The sequence below is a fragment of the Streptomyces sp. NPDC044044 genome (assembly GCF_056434405.1).
On record NZ_JBWKFG010000003.1, the window covers coordinates 760,564 to 781,735 of the forward strand.

Consider the following 21,172-nt stretch of genomic DNA (forward strand, 5'->3'; position numbering starts at 1 on the left):
CGTGATGGAGACGGCTGTTTGCGCCCTACGATCCGTTCGCGCCCGGTCCGTCGAGCACCGCCTCCATCACCGCCTTCGCGACCGGCGCCGCGCTCCCGCCGCCGCTGATGTCACCACGGTCCGCCGCCGCGTCCTCGACCACCACCGCCACCGCCACCGACGGCTGCGCCTCACCGGACTTCTGGGCCCAGGAGATGAACCAGGCATAGGGCGTACCGGAGTTGTCGATGCCGTGCTGGGCCGTGCCCGTCTTGCCGCCCACCGTCACGTCCGGGATCGCCGCGTTCGAGCCGGTGCCCTCCTCGACCACGCCGGTCATCAGCTCCCGCAACTGCATCGCCGTCGCCGGGTTCATCGCCTGGTGGAGGGAGTGGTTGCCGGTGTTCTCCACCACGTCCCCGTCCTCCGTCGTGGTCTCGTCCACCAGGTGCGGTGACTCGACCTGGCCGCCGTTGGCCACCGCCGCCGAGACCATCGCCATCTGCAGCGGAGTCGCCCGTGTGTTGAACTGGCCGATCGAGGAGAGCGCCAGTTGCGCGTCGTCCATCGACGTGTCGAAGTTGCTCGCCGCCACCGACGACGGGATCTTCAGGCCGCTGTCGTTGAAGCCGAAGTTCCGTGCCGTGCCCAGCATGTCGCTCAGGCCGGTGTCCGCGCCCAGTTTGGCGAAGACCGTGTTGCAGGACCACTCGAAGGCATAGCGCAGGGTCGCGTTCGTACAGCCGTCGACCTCGTTCGTCAGCTGCGTACTGGTGCCGGGCAGCGTGTACGGGTTGGGTGACTTGGTGGCGGCGTCCAGGTCCGTGACCGTGCCCGCGTCCAGAGCGGCCGCCGCCGTCACCACCTTGAACGTCGAACCGGGCGGATACGTCTGGCGGATCGCGCGGTTCAGCATCGGCTTGTCGGGGCTGCCGTTCAGCGCCGCCCAGGACCGCGCCACCGACCCGCTGGTGCCCGAGAGCCGCTCGGGATCGTACGAAGGGGTGCTGACCAGGGCGAGGATCTTCCCGGTCGACGGCTCGATCGCGGCCACCGCCCCCTTCTTGCCGCCGAGCCCGGCGTACGCGGCCTGCTGCGCCGCCGCCCTGATCGTGGTCCGCACCTTGCCGCCGGGGTTCTGGGCGCGGCTGATGTCGTTCCACAGGGGGAGCGGGGCGAGCATCGGATCGGTGCCGGAGAGGATGTCGTCCTCGGCGTTCTCCACGAAGGTCGTGCCGTAGACCTGCGATGCGTAGCCGGTCACCGGGGCGTACAACGGGCCGTTCTTGTACGTCCGTTCATAGCGGAGCTGCTCCCCGGTGTCCTGGGAGCCGGTGACCGCGCGGCCGTCGACCATGATGTCGCCGCGCGGCTGGCCGAAGCGGGCGATGGCCTGGCGGCGGTTGGCGGGGTTGTCGTCGAAGTGCCCGGACTGCACGACCTGGACGCGGGTCGCGTTCACGAGCAGGGCGATGAGGAGCAGCGCGCAGAACGCGGCGGCATGGCGGATGGTGGGGGTACCCCCTGGTCGAGCGTAGCCGAGAGCTTGGGGGAGGGTCACGCGTCCTCCTTCGGTGGGCCGAGCGGCTGGCCGCGCGCCGAGTCGCTGAGCCGGATGAGCAGCGCCACGATGATCCAGTTGGTGACGACCGACGAGCCGCCCTGCGCGAGGAACGGCATCGCCATGCCGGTCAGCGGGATCAGCCCGGACACGCCGCCCGCGATCACGAACACCTGGAGCGCGACGATCGAGGCGAGCCCGACCGCGAGCAGCCGCCCGAAGGCGTCCCGCAGCGCGAGCCCCGCGCGGTAGCCGCGCTCCACCAGGAGTGCGTAGAGAAGGAAGATCGCCGTCAGGCCCGCGAGGCCCAGCTCCTCGCCCGCCGTCGCCAGGATGAAGTCGGACTTGGCGGCGAAGCCGATGAGGATGGAGTGCCCGAGGCCGAGCCCGGTGCCGAGCATCCCGCCGGCCGCGAACGCGAAGAGGGACTGGGCCAGTTGGTTGGGTCCCTCGCCCGCGTCGATGGAGGCGAAGGGGTGCAGCCAGTCCTCGACGCGGCTGTGTACGTGAGGTTCGAGCGAGCCCACGGTGTACGCCCCGACCCCGGCGAGCACCAGGCCGACCGCGATCCAGCCGGTGCGCCCGGTGGCGACGTACAGCAGGATCACGAAGAGCCCGAAGAAGAGCAGCGAGGTGCCGAGGTCCCGTTCGAGGACGAGGACCCCGACGCTCAGGAGCCAGATCGCGACGATCGGCCCGAGCACGCGGCCGGTCGGCAGCTGGAGCTTCGTCAGCTTCCAGACGGTACGGCCGGTGTAGGCCAGCGCGTTGCGGTTGGCGGACAGATAGCTGGCGAAGAAGATCGCGAGCAGGATCTTCGCGAACTCGCCCGGCTGGATGGAGAATCCGCCGATCCTGATCCAGATCCGGGCGCCGTTCACGGCGGGGAAGAAGATCGGCACGATCATCAGGACCAGCGCGGCGACGACGCAGATGTACGCGTACCGCTGGAGCACCCGGTGGTCGCGCAGGAGGACCACGACGCCGATGAAGAGCGTCACGCCGACGGTGGACCAGACGAGTTGCGTGGGCGCCGCCTCGTCCCCGGGGGTCTCCAGGTCGAGCCGGTAGATCAGGACGAGCCCCAGGCCGTTGAGGAGCACGGCGATCGGCAGGAGCAGCGGATCGGCGTACGGCGCGCGGAAGCGGACCGCGAGATGGGCCAGGAGCGCGAGCACGCCGAGCCCGGCGCCGTAACCTGCGGCGCCGGGCGGGACGGTGCCGTTCTTGGCGAGGCCGACGTCGCAGTAGCCGTAGACCGAGAGAAGGACGGCCACGACGATCAGGGCGACTTCGGTGCCACGGCGCCGGGGTACGCGAACAGCGGGGACGGACGGGGGCGCCGCTGCTGTTCGGGTCATGCCCGGAACGTAGCAAGCGATAGGCCCCAATGTCCGTTTATGTCACCGTGTACTGGTGGTGCGTCAGCACCAGCGCGGTGCGGGCCCGATGTTGGCGATGTAGTGCGCGGCGCCCCATGCCCAGGTGCCGTTGGTGAGCAGGTACCAGCGGTTGTTGCCCTGCACGTGGTCGCCGGTCGTCTTGCAGTAGATCGAGACGATCTTGCCGTACGGAACGCTGCGGATCACGTGGCTGCCCCGGGTGGGGGCGGTGCGCAGCAGCAGACCGCTCTTGGCCGTGACACGGCCCTTGTAGATGTGCGGGTGGCTGCCCGCGCCCGCGTCGTCGGCCGCGAAGGCGGGGCCGGTGACGGTGAGGGCTGCGAGTGCGCCGCCGGCGGCCAGTATGCCGAGCCGGGTCCTGGTCGCGGTGGGCCGAAGGGACATGGGGCCTCCTCTGGAGAAGGGCGGGTGTGGTGCGACCCGCCGTCCCTGAAACATGGGGCGTAGGCCGCAATTCACACTAAAATCGGCACGCTGTGCGCGCAAAAGCTCACGCGGCGTCAAACCGCCCGTCAAGCCGCCCCGTCGGAGCCTTTCGCGCCGCTCCCGGGGGACTCCTCGTAGGGCAGCGTCAGTGTCGCCACCGCACCGCCGTCCGGCGCGTTCGTGAACGTGAGCCGTGCGCCGAGCACCGCCGTCTGGCCCAGCGCGATGGTCAGACCGAGCCCGTGCCCCCGGGTCGTCCCCTCCGTGCGGAACCGCTGCGGCCCGTGTTCCACCAGGTAATCCGGGTATCCGTCGCCGTGGTCGCGCACCGAGACCACGGGCCCGTCGACGGTCAGCACGATGGGCAGCCGCCCGTGCTTGTCCGCGTTGGCGATGAGATTCCCGAGCACCCGCTCGAGGCGCCGCCGGTCGGTCACCACACAGACATCGCGTACGACGACGAGCTCGGCACCGACTCCCGAACCCCGCACCGCACGCTCGGCCAGTGGGGCGAGATGGTGGTCGTCCAGGTCGACGCGTTCGCTCTTCGCGTCGAGCCGGGAGATCTCCAGGAGGTCCTCGGTGAGGGTGCGAAGGGCGGCGACCCGGTCGCGCACCAGCTCCGTGGGGCGGCCCGGCTCAAGGAGCTCGGCCGCCGCGTGCAGACCGGTCAGCGGCGTGCGCAGCTCGTGCGCCACGTCCGCGGTGAACCGCTGCTCGCTCTGGAGCTTGCCCTGCAGCGATGACGCCATCGTGTCGAGCGCGCCCGCCACCGCCGCCACCTCGTCCTGGCGGCGCGAGGGATCGCTGGTGCGCGGGTCCCTCACGCGGGCGTCGAGGTCACCCGCGCTGATCCGGCGTGCCACCGTCGCCGTCTGGTGCAGGCGCCGCGTCACGCGTGTCACGGCGAACGCCCCGACCAGGAGCGTCGCCCCGATCGCCAGCACGGACGAGCCGAGGATCGCCCGGTCGAGTCCGTCGATGGTGCGGGCGCCCTGGGCGTAGTCGACCCGAACGGCGATGGCGCGCCCGTCCGTGGCGGGCCCCGCGGCCCACATCGTCGGCCCGGAGTCGTGCGTGTCGACCATCGTCCCGCGCTCACCGCCCACCGCGAGCGTCCGCAGCCGCTCGGGGAGGCCCTCTGGGTCGACGCCCGCGCCGGGGCCGAGTTCGTCGCCCGCCTCGAACGCCTCGGTGGCGTCGTCGAGCCGGGTGAGGGCGTGGTCGCGGGCCTGGCCCACGGTCTGGTTGGTCACCGAGACATGGACGAGCGCGCCGAGCAGCGCGGCGAGCGCGCAGCACATGACGGTGATGAAGACCGCTGCCTTCCAGGTCAGCGTCGCCGTCCAGGCGGGGAGCCGCGGCCCGCGCGGCAGCCGGTGGCTCATCGGCTCTCGTCCGGAGACGGAGACGGCGACGGCGACAACGGCGACGACGGCGGCGTGGCGCGGGCGCTCGCCGCGGGCTCGGGCTTGCGCTCGGGCTTCCTCGACGGGGCGTTCGGGGAGCGCACGATCTCGTCGGTCGTCGGCAGCATGGTCTTCTGGTGGGAGTCCCAGGACCACACGGTGCGGTACTCGTATCCCGGCATGCCGGAGACGGCGCGGACGATCACCTCGTGGCCGGCGAGCTCGACGCCGAGCACCGCGTCCCCCATCTCCATGATCTGCGTCAGGTGCTGCTTCTCCACGGCGTAGGCGCGGATGTCGAGGTTCTCGGCGTGCCCCCGTGGCAGCCGGATGCCGACGATGAGGTCGTCCTTGCCGTCGCCGGTGAGATCGCGGTAGTAGGCCTGGAGGACGGGGCACTTGTCGTCGCCCGCGTGGCTGGTGTCGCAGGTGGCCAGCTCCTGGAGGGTCTCCTTGTAGACCTCGTCCGACCGGCTGTACATCCCCGGGTTCTCGTCGAAATCGGCCTTGGCGACGCTGACCGGATTCACCTTGCGCAGGTTGCCGTCCGGTACGTCCACGCCCTTGACCGGCACGCTCTCTATCGTTCCGTAGTCCTCGGCGGGCGCGGACGGAGGCGGCAGCTTCGGCCACAGGCGCGTGGGTGCCTCGGCGGTGGGTGTCGATCCCGCGCCGCGCAGGTCGCCCGGGTCGCCGCAGCCGCCGGCCAGCAGGCCTGCGGACAGGACGAGGCCCGCGGCGAGCGCGAGACGGGTGCGGTGCACTGCACTCCTGCCTGCCGGGGGGAGCGGCCCGGGGGCTGCTCGACTGCGGCGCGAGGTTCGGTTGCGGCGCCGCAGGGTCCGGGTCCCGTTGCCCGGGTCCGGCTACGGCGCGAGGTCGGCGTAGAGAATGATGTTGTCGGTGCGGTGGCCGTCCTTGATGGGCCCGCCACAGGTCAGCAGGCGCAGCTCGGGCCGGTCGGTCGCCCCATACACCTTATGGGTGGGGAAGTTCTTTTTGTCCACCTGCTCGATCTCGCGCACCTTGAACGTCGCGGTACTCCCGTCCGCTCGCGGCACCTCGATCTCGTCCCCCATTCTCACCTTCGCCACGTTCTTCATCAGCGCGGGCCCCTTCGCGGTGTCGTAGTGCGCCACCAGAACGGCCGCCCCCTTCTCGCCCGGGGTGACACCTCCGGTCCACCAGCCGGGCTCCTCCGCCTTGTCCACGGGCGGCACCTCGAGCGCGTCGTCCGCGCCCACGCCCAGGTCGAGCATCGACGTGGCGTCGACGCCGGCCGCCGGGATCCGCAGGCCGGTGGGCCGGGACTTCTCCAGCGGGGCGTGGGGCTCGGCGGCCGGTGCGGCGGCGGCATTCCTGACCTTGACGTCGGGTGCCGGGTCGCCGGAGCCCTGGCCGCAGGCGATCAGGCCGACGCCGAGGGCGGCGGTCAGCGTGGCGGCGGCCGCGATGCGGGTGGTGTGGCGGCGCTTGGCGGGTGCGGGTGCGGGCTCGGGTACGGGGGTGGGGGCTTCTTCGGTGGGGGTGCTCACGGCGACTCCTGCGTTGCGGGTGCGTGGGGGCGGGGGCTCAGGCGTCGGTGCGGCCGCGGCGCAGCATCGCGTACCCGAGACCGGCCGCGCCGGCCGCCGCCATGGCCCCACCCGCGGCGATGAAGAGGGGGTCCCCGCCGTGGAACCCCTCGGTGCCCGCCTTGACGCCGCCCTTGGGCGCGACGGGGGCGACGGTCCGCGTGCCTTCCCGTGCGTCTACGGAGTGCGCGGGTGAGTCCGCGACCGCGGCGACGGCCGGCGTGAGGAGCGCGCCGCCGGCGACGGCGGTCACGGCGACGGTGCGGAGGAGGGAGCGGCGGCGACGGGTGCTCACGGGCGGTCCTTACGGCTGGCGGCTGATCGCTTCGGGGGAGCGAAAGAACACCTCTCAACCTAGATGTCCGCCATTGCGGCCATTCGTCGACTATGTAACAGCGGGCCATAACTGCGGAGGCGGCGCCGTTACGAGCGGCCCAACTTCCTTCGGCGTCGCCCAGGTTCTTGCCGTAGGCATGTCCTTGCTGCTCCCATGGTCGGTGGGGTGATGGTGCATGACCGGACTGCGCGTCATACCGGCCTGGCGGCACGGGCAGGAGCGGCTGTACGTCTGTCTCACGGACGGCAGGAACGTGGCGTGGTACGAGAGGGATTCGTCCCGCGTGAACCTGCTCAGCGAGGATCACAGGGAAGCCGTCCTGCGCGCCCTCGCACCCTTCCTGACCGGCGGTTTCTCGGTCGGCCCACCGCCCGTCCCCACCCCCGCAGAGCTGGCGCGCCTCGCACTCCACCCGGACGACGACCTCGCGCCGAACCGTCCAGGCGAGGCCCTCCTGATCGCCCTGGACCGCGACCCGGCGCCCGCCCGCAGGCTGCGCGCCGACCCCAGGCAACGGGCGCTCGCCGCCGAGCAGGCCATCGGCGGGGTGCTCGACGGACTCGAAGGCGCGGGCTGGCACACCCTGCACTCGGTGCCGCTGCCGGGCGGCACCCGCATTCACCACCTCCTGATCGGCCCCGGAGGTCTCTTCAGCGTCCACACGCTCACCGCCCGCAAGCAGCGGGTCCGCGTCGCCGACCCGATGGTCACGGTCGGCCGCGCGGACCCGCGTCCACTCCTGAGGGAGATCCGCGCCGACGCCGACCGGGCGTCCTTCGCGCTGACGGCCGAGATCCGCCCGGTGCTCGCCCTCTGCGGATCGACGGACCTCGACGTGAGCGCCCCGCCGCGCGAGGTGCGGATCGTGCGCGACGGGGAGGTGTCGGCCCTCGCGGGCATCGGCGGCGTACTGAAACCGGCCGATGTGGAGGCGCTGCACGCGATGGCGCGCGACCGGCGCACGTGGCTGCGGGTGTAGCTCTTCGCGGGCCTGGTGCGGCGTCGGTCAGAGGTTGTCGCCCCAGCCGCCCTGGATCATGGTCTGGAACGCCCAGGACCCGCCGCGCTTGAGCAGGATGTCGGCGTACCGCAGCTGCTGGGTCTCGCCGTTCGTGGTCATCACCGAGTCGGTGAAGACCACGGCCATGGCGGGGGAGAGGAAGACGGGCGTGCGCGTGGACTCGAAGGTGATGTCCTCGCCGCCCTCCCCCATCACGTGCGTCATGGTCGCGACGAACTGTTCCCGGTCCCACTGCGCGGAGCGTCCGTCGCCCGCGGAGTCGTCGCTGACCAGGTTGAGCGGGAACACGGCCAGATCGGCCATGCGCTCCACATCGCGCTTCGCGCTGTGCGCGTCGTACTCGGCGAACCAGGCGGCCAGGCTCGCGCGGTCCTCGTCGGTCGGGACGTATCCGGTCGCGGGCAGTACGGTCACGTCGGCCACGTGGGCTCCTAATCAAGTTTGACTATCGGGTGTGCGTAGAGAAGGTATGCTCGATCCGCTCGCTAGTCAAACTTGATTAGATGTGATGCCGGTCACGCTGTCCATGCGGGGGGGGGTCGGCCAGGGCTCAGCGGAAGCGGACGACCACCGCGGTCGCGTGCCGGGTCGTGTTCTGCCGCACCTCCACCGTGACGGGCGGCACGGACGGCAGGGCGGCATAGGTGACCTCGCCGATCCCGATGGCGATCGCGGTCCCTTCCCCCTTGGCCTCGGGCAGCGCGGCCCCGGCCGCCGTGCGCAGCGCCGGGGTGAGCGGCGACGACACCACGGGCGTGCCGTCCCCCGGCAGGACGAGCACGAGCGCCTGCGGGCGGGCCCTGCCCCCGGTGAACCCGACGACCACCGCGTCCCGGGTGTCGCTGTGCCGCAGCTTCAGCCACGCGCGCGTGCCGCCCCGGTAGGCCCCGTCGAGCCGCTTGATCACCAGGCCTTCGATGCCGGTGGCGGGCAGGGTCTCGTACCAGGTCAGGGCCAGTTCGCGGTCGGTCGTCATCGGCACGGCCTGGAGCGGCGGACCGAGCGGTTCGAGGATGCGTACGAGGCGTGCGCGCCGTTCCTCGTAGGGCAGGGCGCGGCAGTCCTCGCCCCGGTCGGCGAGCAGATCGAAGGCCGCGTACGAAGCGGGGAGCGTGCGCGCGAGGTGCGTGGCGTGGTCGCGGGTGGCGGCGGCGCGCTGCTGGACCGCGCTGAAGTCGATCCGGCCGTCGGCCCAGACGACGACCTCGCCGTCGAGCACGGTCCCGTCGGGCAGCTGCCGCGCGGCCTCGGCGAGATCGGGGAAGGCGGTGGTGACGAGGCGGCCGGAGCGGGCCTGCAGCCTCACGCGGTGGCCGTCGGCGAAGAGGATCAGGCGGTGTCCGTCGAACTTCGGCTCGTAGGCCCAGCCGGTGCCCTGCGGCAGTGCGGTGACGGATTCGGCGAGGGCGACCCGGAGGGGCGGGCTGATCATGGGCGGCGGCCTTTGCGCTCGTCCTTGCGCCCGCGCTTGGGCTCGTCCTTGGGCTCGCCCTTGGGCTTGTCCGTGCGAGGAAGGAGGGGGCGGGCGTGGGTCCGGTCGGTGAGCGGGGCCAGGAGGTCGCCGTACCGCTGGAGGCGGGGGGCGATGTCGGAGGCGAGGAAGACGAGCTGTGACGGCTCGCTGCACGCTTCGACCTCCTCCCAGGTCACGGGAGTGGAGGCCGTCGGTTCCCGGCGGGCGCGGAGGGTGTAGGGGGTGGCGGTCGTCTTGGCCGCGGCGTTCTGGCTGAAGTCGACGAAGACCTTGCCGGGGCGCAGGCTGCGCGTCATCCGGTGGACGACCAGGGCGGGCAGCTCGGCCTCGGCCTCCTGGGCGAGCTCCTTCGCGTACGCGGTGACCTGCTCGGAGGGCGTCGGTTCCAGGGGGCAGAGCAGGTGCAGGCCCTTGGAGCCCGAGGTCTTCGCGTAGGCGTGCAGGCCGTCCGCCCGGAGGCGCTCACGCAGCCAGAGGCCCGCCCGGCAGCACTCGACGATGGTGGCGGGGTCGCCGGGGTCCAGGTCGAGCACGAGCTGGTCGGCCATGGCGGGGGCGTCGGCCTGCCACTGGGGGGTGTGGAACTCGGTCACGAGGTTGGCCGCCCACATCAGGCTGGCCAGGTCGTCCACGACGATCTGCCGGGCGCTGCCGTCGGAGTGGGGCACGTCGGTGATGTGCACCCAGTCGGGGGTGCCCGGGGGCACGTTCTTGGCGAAGAAGCGCTGGCCGTCGGGTCCGTCCGGGAAGCGGAGGAAGGAGAGGGGCCGGTTGCGGAGATGGGGGAGGAGGGCCTCGGCCGTACTGGCGTAGTAGTGCAGCATCTCGCCTTTGGTGAAGCCGGGTGCGGAGGCGGATGCGGTGTAGAGGACCTTGTCGAGGTTACTGAGGGTCAGCCGCCGCCCCTCCACCTCGGTGATCGGCGTCATACGATGAGAATCCCACGAATGCGGATGAACCACCTGAAACGGGGTTGGACCGGTAGCGGTCGCCCCGAGGTGTGGCTGCTGAGAGGTGCCTGACGTGCGATCCATATGGAACGGTGCGATCTCCTTCGGCTTGGTCAGCATCCCGATCAAGCTCATGAACGCCACCGAGAACCACTCGGTCTCCTTCCGGCAGATCCATACGGAGGACGGGGGCCGGGTCCGCTATCGCAAGGTGTGCGAGCTGGAGGAGCGGGAGGTGACGTCCGCCGAGATCGGCAAGGGGTACGAGGACGCGGACGGCTCGACGATCCCGATCACGGACGAGGATCTGGCGGCCCTGCCGCTTCCGACGGCCAAGACGATCGAGATCGTCGCCTTCGTGCCGGCGGACGGGATCGACCCGATGCAGATGGACACGGCGTACTACTTGTCGGCCAACGGAGTGCCCGCGGCCAAGCCGTACACGCTGCTGCGGGAGGCACTGAAGCGGAGCGAGAAGGTGGCGATCGCCAGGTTCGCGCTGCGGGGGCGGGAGCGGCTGGGGATGCTGCGGGTGGTGGACGACGTGATCGCGATGCACGGGTTGCTCTGGCCGGACGAGATCCGTACGTCGGAAGGGGTGGCCCCGGATTCCCAGGTCAAGGTGCGGGAGGCGGAGCTCGACCTCGCGGACGCGCTGATGGACACGCTGGGGGAGGTCGACATCACCTCCCTCCACGACGACTACCGCAAGGCGGTGGAGGAACTCATCGCGGCCAAGGCCGAGGGCAAGGGCCCGGCGGAGCCTGCGGCGGAGGCGGATTCGGGTGGGGGCAAGGTGATTGACCTGATGGCGGCGTTGGAGAGCAGTGTGCGGGCGGCGAAGTCGGCGCGGGGCGGGGGCGGTGGTGGGGGCAAGGTGGCGGAGGTGACGCCGCTGGCGCGGGGCGGTGGCCGGAAGCGGGCTGCGGCGAAGACGACTTCGAAGACGACTTCGAAGACGGCTTCGAAGACGACGCCGAAGGAAGTGGGGGGCAAGAAGTCGACGGCGAAGAAGGCGACAACAAAGAAGGCCCCGACAAAGAAGAAGACGACGGCCAAGAAGCGAACGTCGGCTTAGTCCGCGGGCCCAGGCGGGTCTTGGGGGCGGGGCCGCGCCGGTATGTCCGTCCTCGCTATCGTCCGGTGGCCGCGGGGCTGCTTCGCTGCTGGAGCGCCGCGAACCGTGCTCCGGGCGGACATACCGGCACGTCCCCTCGCGTCTCGCTGCCGACTGCGGCGAATCGCCGATCGCTGCGGGGCAATCGGGTGGGTGGGCGGGAAAGCTTGTTCGGCACGGGGCGGATGCGGGGTGATCGGGTGGGCGGGCGGGAGAACCCCGTCCAAGGGCCAGACCCCCCGCCTGGCGCCTCCAGGCTCGCCGGAGCCCACCTCTCCGGTGAACCTGGGGAAATGACCCAGGACAAGAACAAGGACAGCAACTACCGCCCCGTGGTCTTCCGGGACCGCTCGGCGGGCTACGCCTTCCTCACCCGCTCCACCGCCGAGAGCGACCAGACCATCGAGTGGGACGACGGCGAGACGTACCCCCTGGTCGAAGTGGAGATCTCCTCCGAGAGCCACCCCTTCTACACGGGCCGCGCCCGCGTCGTGGACTCCGAGGGCCAGGTGGCCAAGTTCGAGCGCCGCTACGGAGATCAGGAGCCCCCGGCCACACCGGAGTGACCGCGCCACGCCGCGTAGGCGGCAGGAGTGGCAGGAGGGCCACGGCGGCCCGACGATGTCCGTAGAACCTTGATCACGAACAACGAACAACGAACAACGCACAACGCACGAGAACAACGCACAACGCACGGCGAACGACGATCGACGAACGAGCTTGATCACGAGAAGGCGGCGGGCATGACCGACGGCACGACCGATCTCCAGGCGCTGGCGGCCGAGGCGTACATCTACGGCTACCCGATGGTGTTCAACCTCGACGAAGTCGACCGCTTCTCCCGCAAGGGCATGGGCTCCCTGGCCCCCGCCCCGTTCAACGAGTTCAGCCACGCGAGCAAGCTGGCGGGCCCCGACGACCCCTTCGTCAGCGTCAACAACGACACCATCTACTCGGTGGCGCAGCTGGACCTCTCCGGCGGCGCCCTGCTCCTGACGGTGCCGGACACGGACGGCCGCTACTACGTCCTGCAGTTCGTGGACGCGTGGACCAACAACTTCGCGTACGTGGGCCGCCGAGCCACCGGCACAGGCGCCGCCAGCTACCTGCTGACGCCCCCCGGCTGGGACGAGGAGGTCCCGCTGGGCGCCACCCGGATCGCCGTGCCGACGGACGTGGCGTCGATCGTCGGCCGCTGGGCCTGCGCGGGACCGGACGACGTGGAGGCGGTGCGCGCCCTCCAGGAGGACACGCACCTGGAGCCCTACTGGACGGCATCCGGCGAGCCCCGCGGGCTGCCGACCCACACGTACATCCCCGACGGCGAACCGGAGCTCCTCTTCTACGAGAAGCTGCGGGCGAGGATGGCCGCCTTCCCGCCCGCGTCGGCCGACCTGACGTACCAACAGCAGTTCGCCCCCTTGGGGCTGTTGGACCTCCAGACTCCCTACGCGCAGCCGGAGCCCGACCTCGCCGAAGCCCTGCGCGCGGGCTTCGCCGCGGGCAAGGAGAAGGTCGAGCACGAGTCGACCCACGGCGAGAGCGCGGAGCAGAACGGCTGGAAGCTGACGTACCACGCCTTCGACTACAACGCCGACCACTTCGAGGTCGGCACGCTCAAGGATCCCCAATGGATCTACACGGACCGGGAGTTGGGCCGCATGGTCCGCGCCACATCGGCCCGCACCGCGCTCTGGGGGAACCACGCCTATGAAGCGGCGTACGCGATGGCGTGGAACGACGGCGACGGACAGCCCCTGGAGGGCGAGCAGTCGTACACCCTGCGCTTCGAGAAGCCGCCGCCGGTGGACGCGTTCTGGTCGATCACGATGTACGACCTGCCGGACTACTACCTCGTCGCCAACCCCATCGACCGCTACTCCATCGGCGACCGCACCCCGGGCCTGAGCTACGACGACGACGGCTCCCTCACCCTGTGCCTCCAGCCGCAGCGCCCCGCCGACGACAAGACGGCAGCGAACTGGCTGCCCACCCCCAGTGGCCGCTTCCGCCCGATCCTGCGGATGTACACGCCCCACGCCGCGGTCTTCGACGGGACGTACGAGCTGCCGCCGATCCGCCGGAGCTAGTCAGGGAGAGGTGGACCACCGAGGGGCGGTACGGGCCCAGGCCGCGCCCCATTGGGCGAGGTTGTGCCGCTCGATCCTGCGGTGGGCGCAGGCGTATGCGGCGGCGCCCGCGAGGGGAACGGCGATGGCGGCCAGGACGGCGTAGCCCCTGGTGTGATCGCGGACCTCCTCCTTGGTGAGGGGCGCACCGGTGAGCTCTCCCTCGTCGCTGACCCATACGGGGATGGTGTTTCCGGCGGTCAGCGCGGGTTCGAGGTCCGCTTCCGCGGTGCGGGTGTGTCCGTGGCGGTCGGTGAAGCGGACGACGACCGGGTACAGGGACTTCTTCGCCTCGGTCGACCCGGGCTCGGGGTGGCGTGGGGCGTCGTGGACGAGGACCGCGGTGGTGCGGTGCCGGGTGTCGGCCTGGTGCCGGGCGCTCTGTTCGAAGTGGCGGCGCGCCGCGTCACCGACCAGGACGACGGCGGCCGGGGTGGCGGTGAGGACGGCCAGGAACAGACCGACGGCGATCCATGCCTGTACGAGGTCGGTGCGGCGGCGCAGGGGACTGCGACGCCAGCGCCACAGCAGGGTCTGCGGAACGCGCGGCGGCTCGTCGGGCGGCCGGGGGTAGGGCGGGGGCGGCTGTGCCGGAGGGATGGGGCCGGCCACGGGGGCTCTCCTTGGGTGTGGTGGCGAGGGTGGGCCTAGTGGGGGTGTGCGGTGGCGGAGGGGTGGCCGTGGGCGGCCCGCAGGAGCTTCGCGGCGCCTCGGACCGCCGCGGTGTGCGGGGCGGCCACGGGCTGGACGGGTGCGTGCAGCTGCTCGGCGAGGCCGTGGCTGATGTCGGGGAACAGTGCACCGCCACCGGCCAGGAGTGCGCCCCGCCGGAGGGCTTGGAGGGTCCTGGGGCTGCGGTCCTGTTCGAGCATCGCGGTCACCATCGAGACGACGCAGTCGGTGATTCGGGCAGACGGGGACGGGGGTGAGAACGGCGACGGGGGCAGGGGGCGACGGTCCAGGTCGCTCGTCCCCAGGGCGGTGTGGCGGGCGTCGACCACCGCGCCGTCGGTGAGGAGGGCGACCTCGGTGAGGTGGGCCCCGATGTCGACGACGAGCAGCGGCCGGGCCAGGTCGGCGTCCGCGGCCGAGGCCACGGCCCGCGCGGTGGGGACGGTCAGCACGGCGCGCGGGCGCAGGACCTCGACGGCGACGCGGGCCTCGGCCCGGTAGGCGACTCCGCCCAGTACGGGCGCGGTCAGGATGAGCAGGGGACGGCCGAAGCGGGGCAGACGGTGGCCGAGCAGCCGGTCGAGCATCCGGGCCGTTCCGGGGGTGTCGACGATCGCCCCGCGCCGGATGGGGTACACGGTGCCGCCCCCGTGGAAGGTCACCGTGGGGACGTCGAGGATCATGCGGCGCCCGGACGTCCAGGCACGGCTCCGGGCGCTGCCCAGGTCGAGTGCGATGCCCGCGAAGAACCGGCGAGGCGGTGGCGGTGTCCGTGTGGGAGTCATCGGTCGGCCCCCTGGACCTGCTGGCAGCGGCGGCAGTAGCGGGCCTGCGGCACGATCATCAGGCGCTCGCGGTCGATGCGCCGCCGGCACAGGTGGCAGGCACCGTAGCCGCCGAGGTCCATGCGCCTCAGCGCGGCCTCGACGTCGGCCAGGACCATGCGGGCCGAGGCGGCGAGCTTGACGCGGACCTCGGTCCGGGCGGCGCTCTGCCGGTCGAGGAGCGCGTCGGCGCGGGTCATCGCGGGGGCGGAGAGCTGCTGCAGCTGTTCCCGGCGGAAGAGGAACTGCTCGTGCAGGTTCGCGCGCAGGGCGGCGAGGTCCTCGGAGGACAGACGCGGGCCGCCGGTCGTGCGGCGATCGTCGACGATCTGTTGCTGGTTCACCACTTCACCCCTAGGGCAGGGCGGGATACGCGGGATACGCGGGATACGCGGGATACGGAGGAGGGTGGGCGTGCGGCGATCAGTCGGCCTTGCGCTGGCAGGGAACGCAGAACTGCGTATAGGGCAGGATCTCCAGGCGCTCGACCGGGATGGGCCGTGAGCAGCCGGGACAGGTTCCGTAACTGCCGTCCCGGACGCGGTCGAGGGCGGCCCCGATCTCTTTGAGGACCCGTTCAAGGGTGTCTTTCTGCGCCGCCATCACCAGCTCGTCCGCCTCATGCCCGGCCTCACCGATGGCCTGCAACTGCGTCAGCCGGGAGCCACGTTCGTGCTCCAGACGCCGACGGGCCTCGCGCGGGGTCAGACGTCCGGGGCGGGCTTCGGCCGGGGGAGTGTGGGTGGGGAGCGACATGGCGGGTCCTTCTTCAGACGGCGGGGATTCGGTCTCGTACGACACCCCCACCGTGGCCGGTGGGCCGCGCGAAACCCATCGGGCGCGATACCCATCTATGCCGGGGCAAGGACCCCATCGCGGAAATGGGCATTGGACCCCATAGACGGACGGAAGGGGAGAGGGCAGGCTGGCCGGGAGGCCGATCAAGCCGATCAAGCTTCGGCAAGTGGCCGACCAGGCCCAGCAACAAGAGGAAGGCATCACCCCGTTGTCCCTGTTCTGGCGGATCTTCGCGCTCAACGCGGTGGTGCTGGGGAGTGCCACCGCCCTGCTGCTGTGGGCGCCGGTGACCGTCTCCGTGCCGGTGGTGCTGACCGAGGCGGTCATCCTGGTGGCAGGACTGGCCGTGATGCTGGTCGCCAACGCGGCGCTGCTGCGGATCGGCCTGGCCCCGCTCGACCGCCTCACCCGCCTGATGACGACGGTGGACCTGCTGCGCCCGGGACACCGCCTGCCGGAACAGGGCTACGGCGAGACCGCCGAGCTGATCCGCACCTTCAACGCGATGCTCGAACGGCTGGAGCAGGAACGGGCCGCGAGCACCGCCCGAGTCCTGCTCGCCCAGGAATCCGAACGGCGCCGCATCGCCCAGGAACTCCACGACGAGGTCGGCCAGACCATGACCGCGGTCCTGCTGTCCCTGAAGCGGGCGTCGGACGAGGCGGACGAACCCCTGCGCGGCGAGCTGCAACAGGCGCAGGAGATCACCAGGGGGAGTCTGGACGAAGTACGCCGCCTGGTGCGCAGGCTGCGCCCGGGAGTCCTGGACGACCTGGGCCTGATCAGCGCGCTCACCTCCCTGACCACGGAGTTCGCGACGCACGCGGGACTGCGCGTGGTACGCGGCTTCGACCCCGACCTGCCACCGCTGGACCCACAGGCGGAGTTGGTCCTGTACCGGGTGGCCCAGGAGGCCCTGACCAACGCGGCCCGCCATGCCGAGGCCGACCGGGTCGAACTGAGCCTGCGCCGTTCCGAAGGCGCGGTGGTGCTGTCGGTCGTGGACGACGGTCGCGGTACGGGGGTGGCCCACGAGGGCGCGGGAATCCGCGGAATGCGCGAACGGGCCCTGTTCATAGGGGCAACGCTCGACGTCACCTCAAGCCCACGGACAGGCACACAGATCAGCCTCCAGCTACCTCCGCCCCCCACCCCGGAATTCACATAGATGATTACGACCACAACGATCAGCGAGAAGCCAACGCCCAGGATCCGCATACTCCTGGCGGACGACCACGCACTGGTGCGTCGCGGGGTGAGGCTGATCCTCGACGGCGAACAGGACCTGGAGGTCGTGGCCGAGGCGGGCGACGGCGCGGAGGCGATAGCCCTGGCCCGCACGCACGAGGTCGACCTGGCGGTCCTGGACATAGCGATGCCCCGCATGACGGGCTTGCAGGCCGCACGCGAACTGGCAGCACTGAAGCCAGGCGTACGCGTACTGATGCTGACGATGCACGACAACGAGCAGTACTTCTTCCAGGCACTGAAGGCAGGCGCCAGCGGCTACGTACTGAAGTCAGTGGCAGACCGCGACCTGGTAGCAGCCTGCAGAGCGGCAATGCGGGACGAGCCCTTCCTCTACCCCGGCGCGGTGACGGCCCTGATCCGCAACTACTTGGACCGGGTCCACCACGGCGAGGAACCACCCGACCAGGTACTGACAGCACGCGAGGAGGAGGTCCTCAAACTGGTGGCGGAGGCCCACTCGTCAAAGGAAATAGCCGAGATGCTCTTCATCAGCATAAAAACGGTCCACAGACACCGAGCAAACCTCTTGCACAAACTGGGCCTACGCAACCGCCTGGAACTGACGCGCTACGCAATCAGAGCGGGCCTGATCGAACCCTGACGGCATCCGGGCCCGCTGCAGCTGAACGGCATCGGATCTAGAACACGTCGCGCAGGGTCTCCAGGAGGCGGGCGATGTTCGTCTCGTCGCGGCGGTAGTAGGTCCACTTGCCCCGCCGGGTGGCGACCACCAGCCCTGCTTGCCGCAGCATGGCGAGGTACTGCGAGGTGGTTGACTGCCCCAGACCTGCGCGCTGCTGGATGTCGGTCACGCAGACACCGATCTCGACGTCGCCGGGCTCCTGGCCGGGGAAACTCATCGGTTCCTTGAGCCACACCAGCATCTGACGGCGGGCCGGGTTGGACAGGGCCCGGAACACAGCCAGCAACTCCGCCTCCGAAAACACGCCGTGATCGTAACGCATGTACATATTGACGATTCGCGATATCTCGATCTAAGTTCGTCGCATGTCGACTTCGATGCGTGTGATGGAACTCGTCCGCTTCGGTGACGCGGACACCGCGTTCGCCGCCCGAGAGCTCCCAAGACCCACTCCCGGACCCGGGCAGTTGCTGGTGCGCGTGCTGGCCACGTCCGTGAACCCTCTCGACCTGCAAACCCGGCGCGGCGACTACCGCGACCAGGTGGCGCTGCCCACGGTGATCGGCAACGACGTGTCCGGCGTGGTGGTCGAGACCGGCCCGGGGGCAGGCGACTTCCAGCCGGGCGACGAGGTCTGGTACCTGGCGCCGATGTTCGCCGGGCAGGGCACCTACGCCGAGTTCCATGTGGTCGACCAGGCCCTGGTCACCCGCAAGCCCGCACGGTTGTCGCACGTCGAGGCCGCCGGTCTCGCGCTCGTGGGCGTGACGGTGTGGGAGGCGCTGGTCGAACGCGCCGGGGTGCGGGCCGGGGAACGGGTCCTGGTGCACGGCGGAGCGGGCGGGGTCGGCTCGGCCGCGATCCAGCTCGCCGGCGCGCTGGGAGCCGAGGTGGTGACCACCGCGCGGGAGAGGGATCACGAGTTCGTCACCGCACTGGGGGCCGACATCGCGATCGACTTCTCGGCCGGTGACTACGTGCCGCAGGTCCGCGCGCTGGGCGGGGTGGACGTCGTCCTTGACACGGTGGGTGGGGACACCCTCGCCCGCAGCCCGGAGGTCCTCGCCGACCGAGGCCGCGTGGTGTCCATCGTGGACATCCCCGAACCTCAGAACCTGCTCGCCGCGTGGGGCGTGAACGCGACCTACCACTTCCTCTTCGTCAGCCCCGGCCGGGCGAAGCTCGCGGCCCTCGGCCGGCTGGTCGACCAGGGCAGACTCCGGCCGGTGATCGGCGCCGTGCTGCCGCTGGCCGACATCGCACAGGCGCACACACTGTTGGAAGGCGGCTCCGCCACCGAGGGCCGCGGCCGCCCACGCGGCAAGATCGCCATCGCTGTGCACCCCATGGACGAGCCACCGCGCCGGACAACGCCTTTGTCCTGAGCGACTCAGTCGTCCTGGGCGACAACGACCCCGGCGAGCGGAGTCGATCACTGACCTGACGCAGTCAATCGGCAACGACAAAGAGCCGGACCCAGTGGGACTGGGTCCGGCTCTCGATGTCTGGCACTTCTAGCCCAGTGGTGTGATCACCCTGGTTGCTGCGAAGTGCCCCCGGCAGGATTCGAACCTGCGCACCCGGCTCCGGAGGCCGATGCTCTATCCCCTGAGCTACGGGGGCGTGTCAGCGCGGTGTTCGCGACGACAAGTAGAACCCTACCAGCTCCTAACGGCTCCCCATGAACAGGTATTTCCCCACCTCCGTGCCGTACTCCGTGGCCGTAGCGCCGCCGCATCCGCACCCTGCGTCCCAGGGGCCACCCTTGGTCCGCCGAACGCTCCACCGGCCGCCCGCCGCACAGTCCCCCGCACGGGGCGGAAGTGGGGAAAACCCGGACGCGGCGGTGGGCGCGGACCTACTCTCGAGTTGTGTCAGGCGTGTCCGGCCGCGTGCTTGTTGTGGACGACAACAAGGTCATCCGGCAACTGATCAGGGTCAACCTCGAGCTGGAGGGCTTCGAGGTCGTGACCGCGGCCGATGGTGCCGAGTGCCTGGATGTGGTGAACCAGGTCAGGCCCGATGTCATCACGCTCGACGTGGTGATGCCCCGCCTCGACGGGCTGCGTACCGCCGCCCGGCTGCGTTCCGATCCGCGGACCCGGGATCTGCCCGTCGTCATTGTCAGCGCCTGCACTCAGTACGAGGTGGAGAGCGGGCTTGAGGTGGGGGTGGACGCCTTCCTCGCCAAGCCCTTCGAACCCGCCGAACTGCTGGGGATCGTACGGCAGTTGATGGAGCACGGCAGCGAGCGTCGCGGGCGTGGTGCCCTCGGCAATGAGTGCGGGGCCGCCGGGGAGGCCTCCCGCGCCGGCCGTTCCGGCGGCTGACCCAGCGGCAGCCCTCGCGGCTGACCCGGCGCAGCTGCCGATCCGCTCGCCAGCCGCGTCGGGGGGGGCCACATAGCCCCCTCCCCGTCCACATCCCGGACCATCCGGGAAACCGGGTCGCGTCCCCACCCCCCTCCTCCCATACGCTTGTCCCGTGACCCCCGTCGAGCTCTCCCGCACCGTGCTGCGCGCCATGCGCCGTGCCGTCGACGACGGGGAGCTCAGCGGCCTGGACGACCTCGATGACGTGGGCACGGCCGGGAGGGTCCTCGTCGAGCGGCCCCGGCCCGGCGGCTGCGGGGATTACGCCACCAACGTCGCCCTACAGGTCGCCCGCGCCGCGGGGCGCTCGCCGCTCCAGGTGGCCGAAGTGTTGTCCCCGCGCCTCGCCCGGGAGCCCGGCATCGCGGCCATCGACATCACCGGGCCCGGTTTCCTCAACATCACTCTCGACCAGAGCGGTGACAAGAGCGGCAGGAGTGGCAGCGCCTCCGCCGGTTTCGTAAGGGACGTACTCACCCGCGGCGTCTCCTACGGGCACGTCGAGGCCACCGGCGAAGCCCGACAGCTCCGCTTCCCCCGCGAAGTCCGCGCCGCCGTGCTCGCCGACTCGCTGCGCCGGATCCTCGTATCCCAGGGCGTTCTCGCACGCCTCACCTGCGACGAAGCGCCCGACCCCGGCTGGGGCTCCCTGGGTGTCCACCTCGACGCCCAGGAAGAGCCGACCGCGCAGACGGAAACCCTCCGCCCCGTCCCCGCCCCGCAGGACCCCACCCCCCTCGGCCGCGACGCCGCCCGGTGGGCCCTCCTGTACCCCGCCGCCCACGACCGGCCCCGCATCGGTGACGAGGACGGGCATCTGGTCCAGCGCGCGAGCAACCCCCTCTTCCGCGTGCGGTACGCCCACTCCCGCACCCGCGCCCTCACCCGCAACGCCGCCGCCCTCGGCTTCGACAGCGCCCCCGGGGACATAGCCGGACCGGAGGACCAGGCCCTCCTCGACGCCCTCGCCGACCACCCCCGCGTCCTCGCCGCAGCCGCCCGCCACCGTGCCCCCGACCGCCTCGCCCGGCATCTCGTCACCACCGCCGATGCCTTCCTCGCCTTCCAGCCCGCCGTTCTGCCGCTTGGTGACGAGAAACCCTTGGCCGCTCACCGCGCCCGGCTCGCGCTCGCCGAAGCCGCCGGGACGGTGCTCGCAGGCGGCCTGTCCCTGCTCGGCATCAGTGCCCCCGAGTACTTGTGACACGTGAAGACAGACGTGAATGAAGTGA

Annotated in this window: 24 protein-coding genes and 1 tRNA gene; 9 read left to right on the forward strand and 16 right to left on the reverse strand. The window is 71.0% G+C overall.

Features of this window, described 5'->3' with window-relative positions:
* Positions 1-25 precede the first annotated feature (25 nt).
* The 7 genes from AC07AG_RS14400 to AC07AG_RS14430 all read right to left on the reverse strand — a co-directional run bounded on the left by AC07AG_RS14400 (position 26) and on the right by AC07AG_RS14430 (position 6,647).
* A complete protein-coding gene (locus tag AC07AG_RS14400; protein ID WP_478755085.1) occupies positions 26-1,540 on the reverse strand; it encodes a penicillin-binding transpeptidase domain-containing protein in 1,515 nt (504 codons plus the stop codon).
* Complete coding sequence (locus AC07AG_RS14405; RefSeq protein WP_478755087.1) at positions 1,537-2,901, reverse strand: FtsW/RodA/SpoVE family cell cycle protein; 1,365 nt, start codon at positions 2,899-2,901, stop codon at positions 1,537-1,539. The genes AC07AG_RS14400 and AC07AG_RS14405 overlap by 4 nt, the downstream gene beginning before the upstream one ends.
* A 63-nt stretch (positions 2,902-2,964) precedes the next feature.
* A complete protein-coding gene (locus tag AC07AG_RS14410) occupies positions 2,965-3,327 on the reverse strand; it encodes an SH3 domain-containing protein (RefSeq protein WP_478755089.1) in 363 nt (120 codons plus the stop codon).
* 128 nt (positions 3,328-3,455) lie between these two features.
* A complete protein-coding gene (locus tag AC07AG_RS14415) occupies positions 3,456-4,757 on the reverse strand; it encodes an ATP-binding protein (protein WP_478755091.1) in 1,302 nt (433 codons plus the stop codon).
* A complete protein-coding gene (locus tag AC07AG_RS14420) occupies positions 4,754-5,542 on the reverse strand; it encodes a hypothetical protein (protein ID WP_478755093.1) in 789 nt (262 codons plus the stop codon). Before AC07AG_RS14420 ends, AC07AG_RS14415 begins: the two co-directional genes overlap by 4 nt.
* Before the next feature lie 102 nt (positions 5,543-5,644).
* Positions 5,645-6,313: a class F sortase gene (locus AC07AG_RS14425; protein WP_478755095.1), complete on the reverse strand. Its 669-nt coding sequence runs from the start codon at positions 6,311-6,313 to the stop codon at positions 5,645-5,647.
* A gap of 37 nt (positions 6,314-6,350) precedes the next feature.
* Complete coding sequence (locus AC07AG_RS14430; protein WP_478755097.1) at positions 6,351-6,647, reverse strand: hypothetical protein; 297 nt, start codon at positions 6,645-6,647, stop codon at positions 6,351-6,353.
* Positions 6,648-6,864: 217 nt separating this feature from the next.
* On the opposite strand from AC07AG_RS14430, the gene AC07AG_RS14435 reads away from it, so the two are divergent.
* The gene (locus AC07AG_RS14435; protein ID WP_478755099.1) at positions 6,865-7,668 is read left to right on the forward strand and encodes a nuclease-related domain-containing protein; all 804 of its coding nucleotides are present in this window, start codon (positions 6,865-6,867) and stop codon (positions 7,666-7,668) included.
* A 27-nt stretch (positions 7,669-7,695) separates the two neighbouring features.
* On the opposite strand, the gene AC07AG_RS14440 is transcribed toward AC07AG_RS14435, so the two are convergent.
* The 3 genes from AC07AG_RS14440 to ligD form a co-directional block, all read right to left on the reverse strand.
* A complete protein-coding gene (locus tag AC07AG_RS14440) occupies positions 7,696-8,124 on the reverse strand; it encodes a nuclear transport factor 2 family protein (protein ID WP_478755565.1) in 429 nt (142 codons plus the stop codon).
* 136 nt (positions 8,125-8,260) lie between these two features.
* On the reverse strand, positions 8,261-9,142 hold the full coding sequence (locus tag AC07AG_RS14445) for an ATP-dependent DNA ligase (RefSeq protein WP_478755100.1): 882 nt from the start codon (positions 9,140-9,142) through the stop codon (positions 8,261-8,263).
* Entirely contained in the window at positions 9,139-10,113 is a 975-nt protein-coding gene (gene ligD, locus AC07AG_RS14450; RefSeq protein WP_478755102.1) for a non-homologous end-joining DNA ligase, read from the reverse strand. Before ligD ends, AC07AG_RS14445 begins: the two co-directional genes overlap by 4 nt.
* Before the next feature lie 94 nt (positions 10,114-10,207).
* Here ligD and ku point away from each other — a divergent pair, with 94 nt between their 5' ends.
* The 3 genes from ku (at position 10,208) to AC07AG_RS14465 (ending at position 13,341) form a co-directional block, all read left to right on the forward strand.
* Positions 10,208-11,212: a non-homologous end joining protein Ku gene (gene ku / locus AC07AG_RS14455; protein WP_478755104.1), complete on the forward strand. Its 1,005-nt coding sequence runs from the start codon at positions 10,208-10,210 to the stop codon at positions 11,210-11,212.
* Positions 11,213-11,544: 332 nt separating this feature from the next.
* Positions 11,545-11,817 (forward strand): type B 50S ribosomal protein L31, encoded by a 273-nt coding sequence (locus tag AC07AG_RS14460; RefSeq protein WP_478755106.1) that lies wholly within the window; start codon positions 11,545-11,547, stop codon positions 11,815-11,817.
* A 177-nt stretch (positions 11,818-11,994) separates the two neighbouring features.
* Positions 11,995-13,341 carry a DUF1254 domain-containing protein gene (locus tag AC07AG_RS14465; RefSeq protein ID WP_478755108.1) on the forward strand — a complete coding sequence of 449 codons (1,347 nt, stop codon included), beginning with the start codon at positions 11,995-11,997 and terminating at the stop codon, positions 13,339-13,341.
* Here AC07AG_RS14465 and AC07AG_RS14470 read toward each other — a convergent pair whose 3' ends face one another.
* From AC07AG_RS14470 to AC07AG_RS14485, 4 genes are all read right to left on the reverse strand, one after another.
* Positions 13,342-13,992: an Rv1733c family protein gene (locus AC07AG_RS14470; protein ID WP_478755109.1), complete on the reverse strand. Its 651-nt coding sequence runs from the start codon at positions 13,990-13,992 to the stop codon at positions 13,342-13,344.
* A 35-nt stretch (positions 13,993-14,027) separates the two neighbouring features.
* Positions 14,028-14,837: a rod shape-determining protein gene (locus AC07AG_RS14475; RefSeq protein ID WP_478755111.1), complete on the reverse strand. Its 810-nt coding sequence runs from the start codon at positions 14,835-14,837 to the stop codon at positions 14,028-14,030.
* Positions 14,834-15,223: a TraR/DksA family transcriptional regulator gene (locus AC07AG_RS14480; RefSeq protein ID WP_478755112.1), complete on the reverse strand. Its 390-nt coding sequence runs from the start codon at positions 15,221-15,223 to the stop codon at positions 14,834-14,836. Before AC07AG_RS14480 ends, AC07AG_RS14475 begins: the two co-directional genes overlap by 4 nt.
* Before the next feature lie 76 nt (positions 15,224-15,299).
* Positions 15,300-15,632, reverse strand: a complete 333-nt coding sequence (locus AC07AG_RS14485; protein ID WP_478755114.1) for a TraR/DksA family transcriptional regulator — start codon at positions 15,630-15,632, stop codon at positions 15,300-15,302.
* Positions 15,633-15,882: 250 nt separating this feature from the next.
* On the opposite strand from AC07AG_RS14485, the gene AC07AG_RS14490 reads away from it, so the two are divergent.
* Both AC07AG_RS14490 and AC07AG_RS14495 read left to right on the forward strand, forming a co-directional pair.
* A complete protein-coding gene (locus AC07AG_RS14490; RefSeq protein ID WP_478755567.1) occupies positions 15,883-16,842 on the forward strand; it encodes a HAMP domain-containing sensor histidine kinase in 960 nt (319 codons plus the stop codon).
* Entirely contained in the window at positions 16,843-17,526 is a 684-nt protein-coding gene (locus tag AC07AG_RS14495; RefSeq protein ID WP_478755116.1) for a response regulator transcription factor, read from the forward strand.
* 37 nt (positions 17,527-17,563) lie between these two features.
* On the opposite strand, the gene AC07AG_RS14500 is transcribed toward AC07AG_RS14495, so the two are convergent.
* A complete protein-coding gene (locus AC07AG_RS14500) occupies positions 17,564-17,872 on the reverse strand; it encodes an ArsR/SmtB family transcription factor (RefSeq protein WP_129771975.1) in 309 nt (102 codons plus the stop codon).
* Between the two features lie 61 nt (positions 17,873-17,933).
* Between AC07AG_RS14500 and AC07AG_RS14505 the strand changes: the two genes are divergently transcribed.
* Complete coding sequence (locus AC07AG_RS14505) at positions 17,934-18,953, forward strand: zinc-binding dehydrogenase (protein ID WP_478755118.1); 1,020 nt, start codon at positions 17,934-17,936, stop codon at positions 18,951-18,953.
* 166 nt (positions 18,954-19,119) lie between these two features.
* Here AC07AG_RS14505 and AC07AG_RS14510 read toward each other — a convergent pair.
* Positions 19,120-19,191: transfer RNA gene (locus AC07AG_RS14510), tRNA-Arg, on the reverse strand.
* A gap of 200 nt (positions 19,192-19,391) precedes the next feature.
* Between AC07AG_RS14510 and AC07AG_RS14515 the strand changes: the two genes are divergently transcribed.
* Positions 19,392-19,898, forward strand: a complete 507-nt coding sequence (locus AC07AG_RS14515; protein ID WP_478755120.1) for a response regulator — start codon at positions 19,392-19,394, stop codon at positions 19,896-19,898.
* 154 nt (positions 19,899-20,052) lie between these two features.
* Positions 20,053-21,144, forward strand: coding sequence for an ArgS-related anticodon-binding protein NrtL (gene nrtL, locus AC07AG_RS14520; RefSeq protein ID WP_478755122.1), 1,092 nt, complete (start codon positions 20,053-20,055; stop codon positions 21,142-21,144).
* Positions 21,145-21,172: the final 28 nt, after the last annotated feature.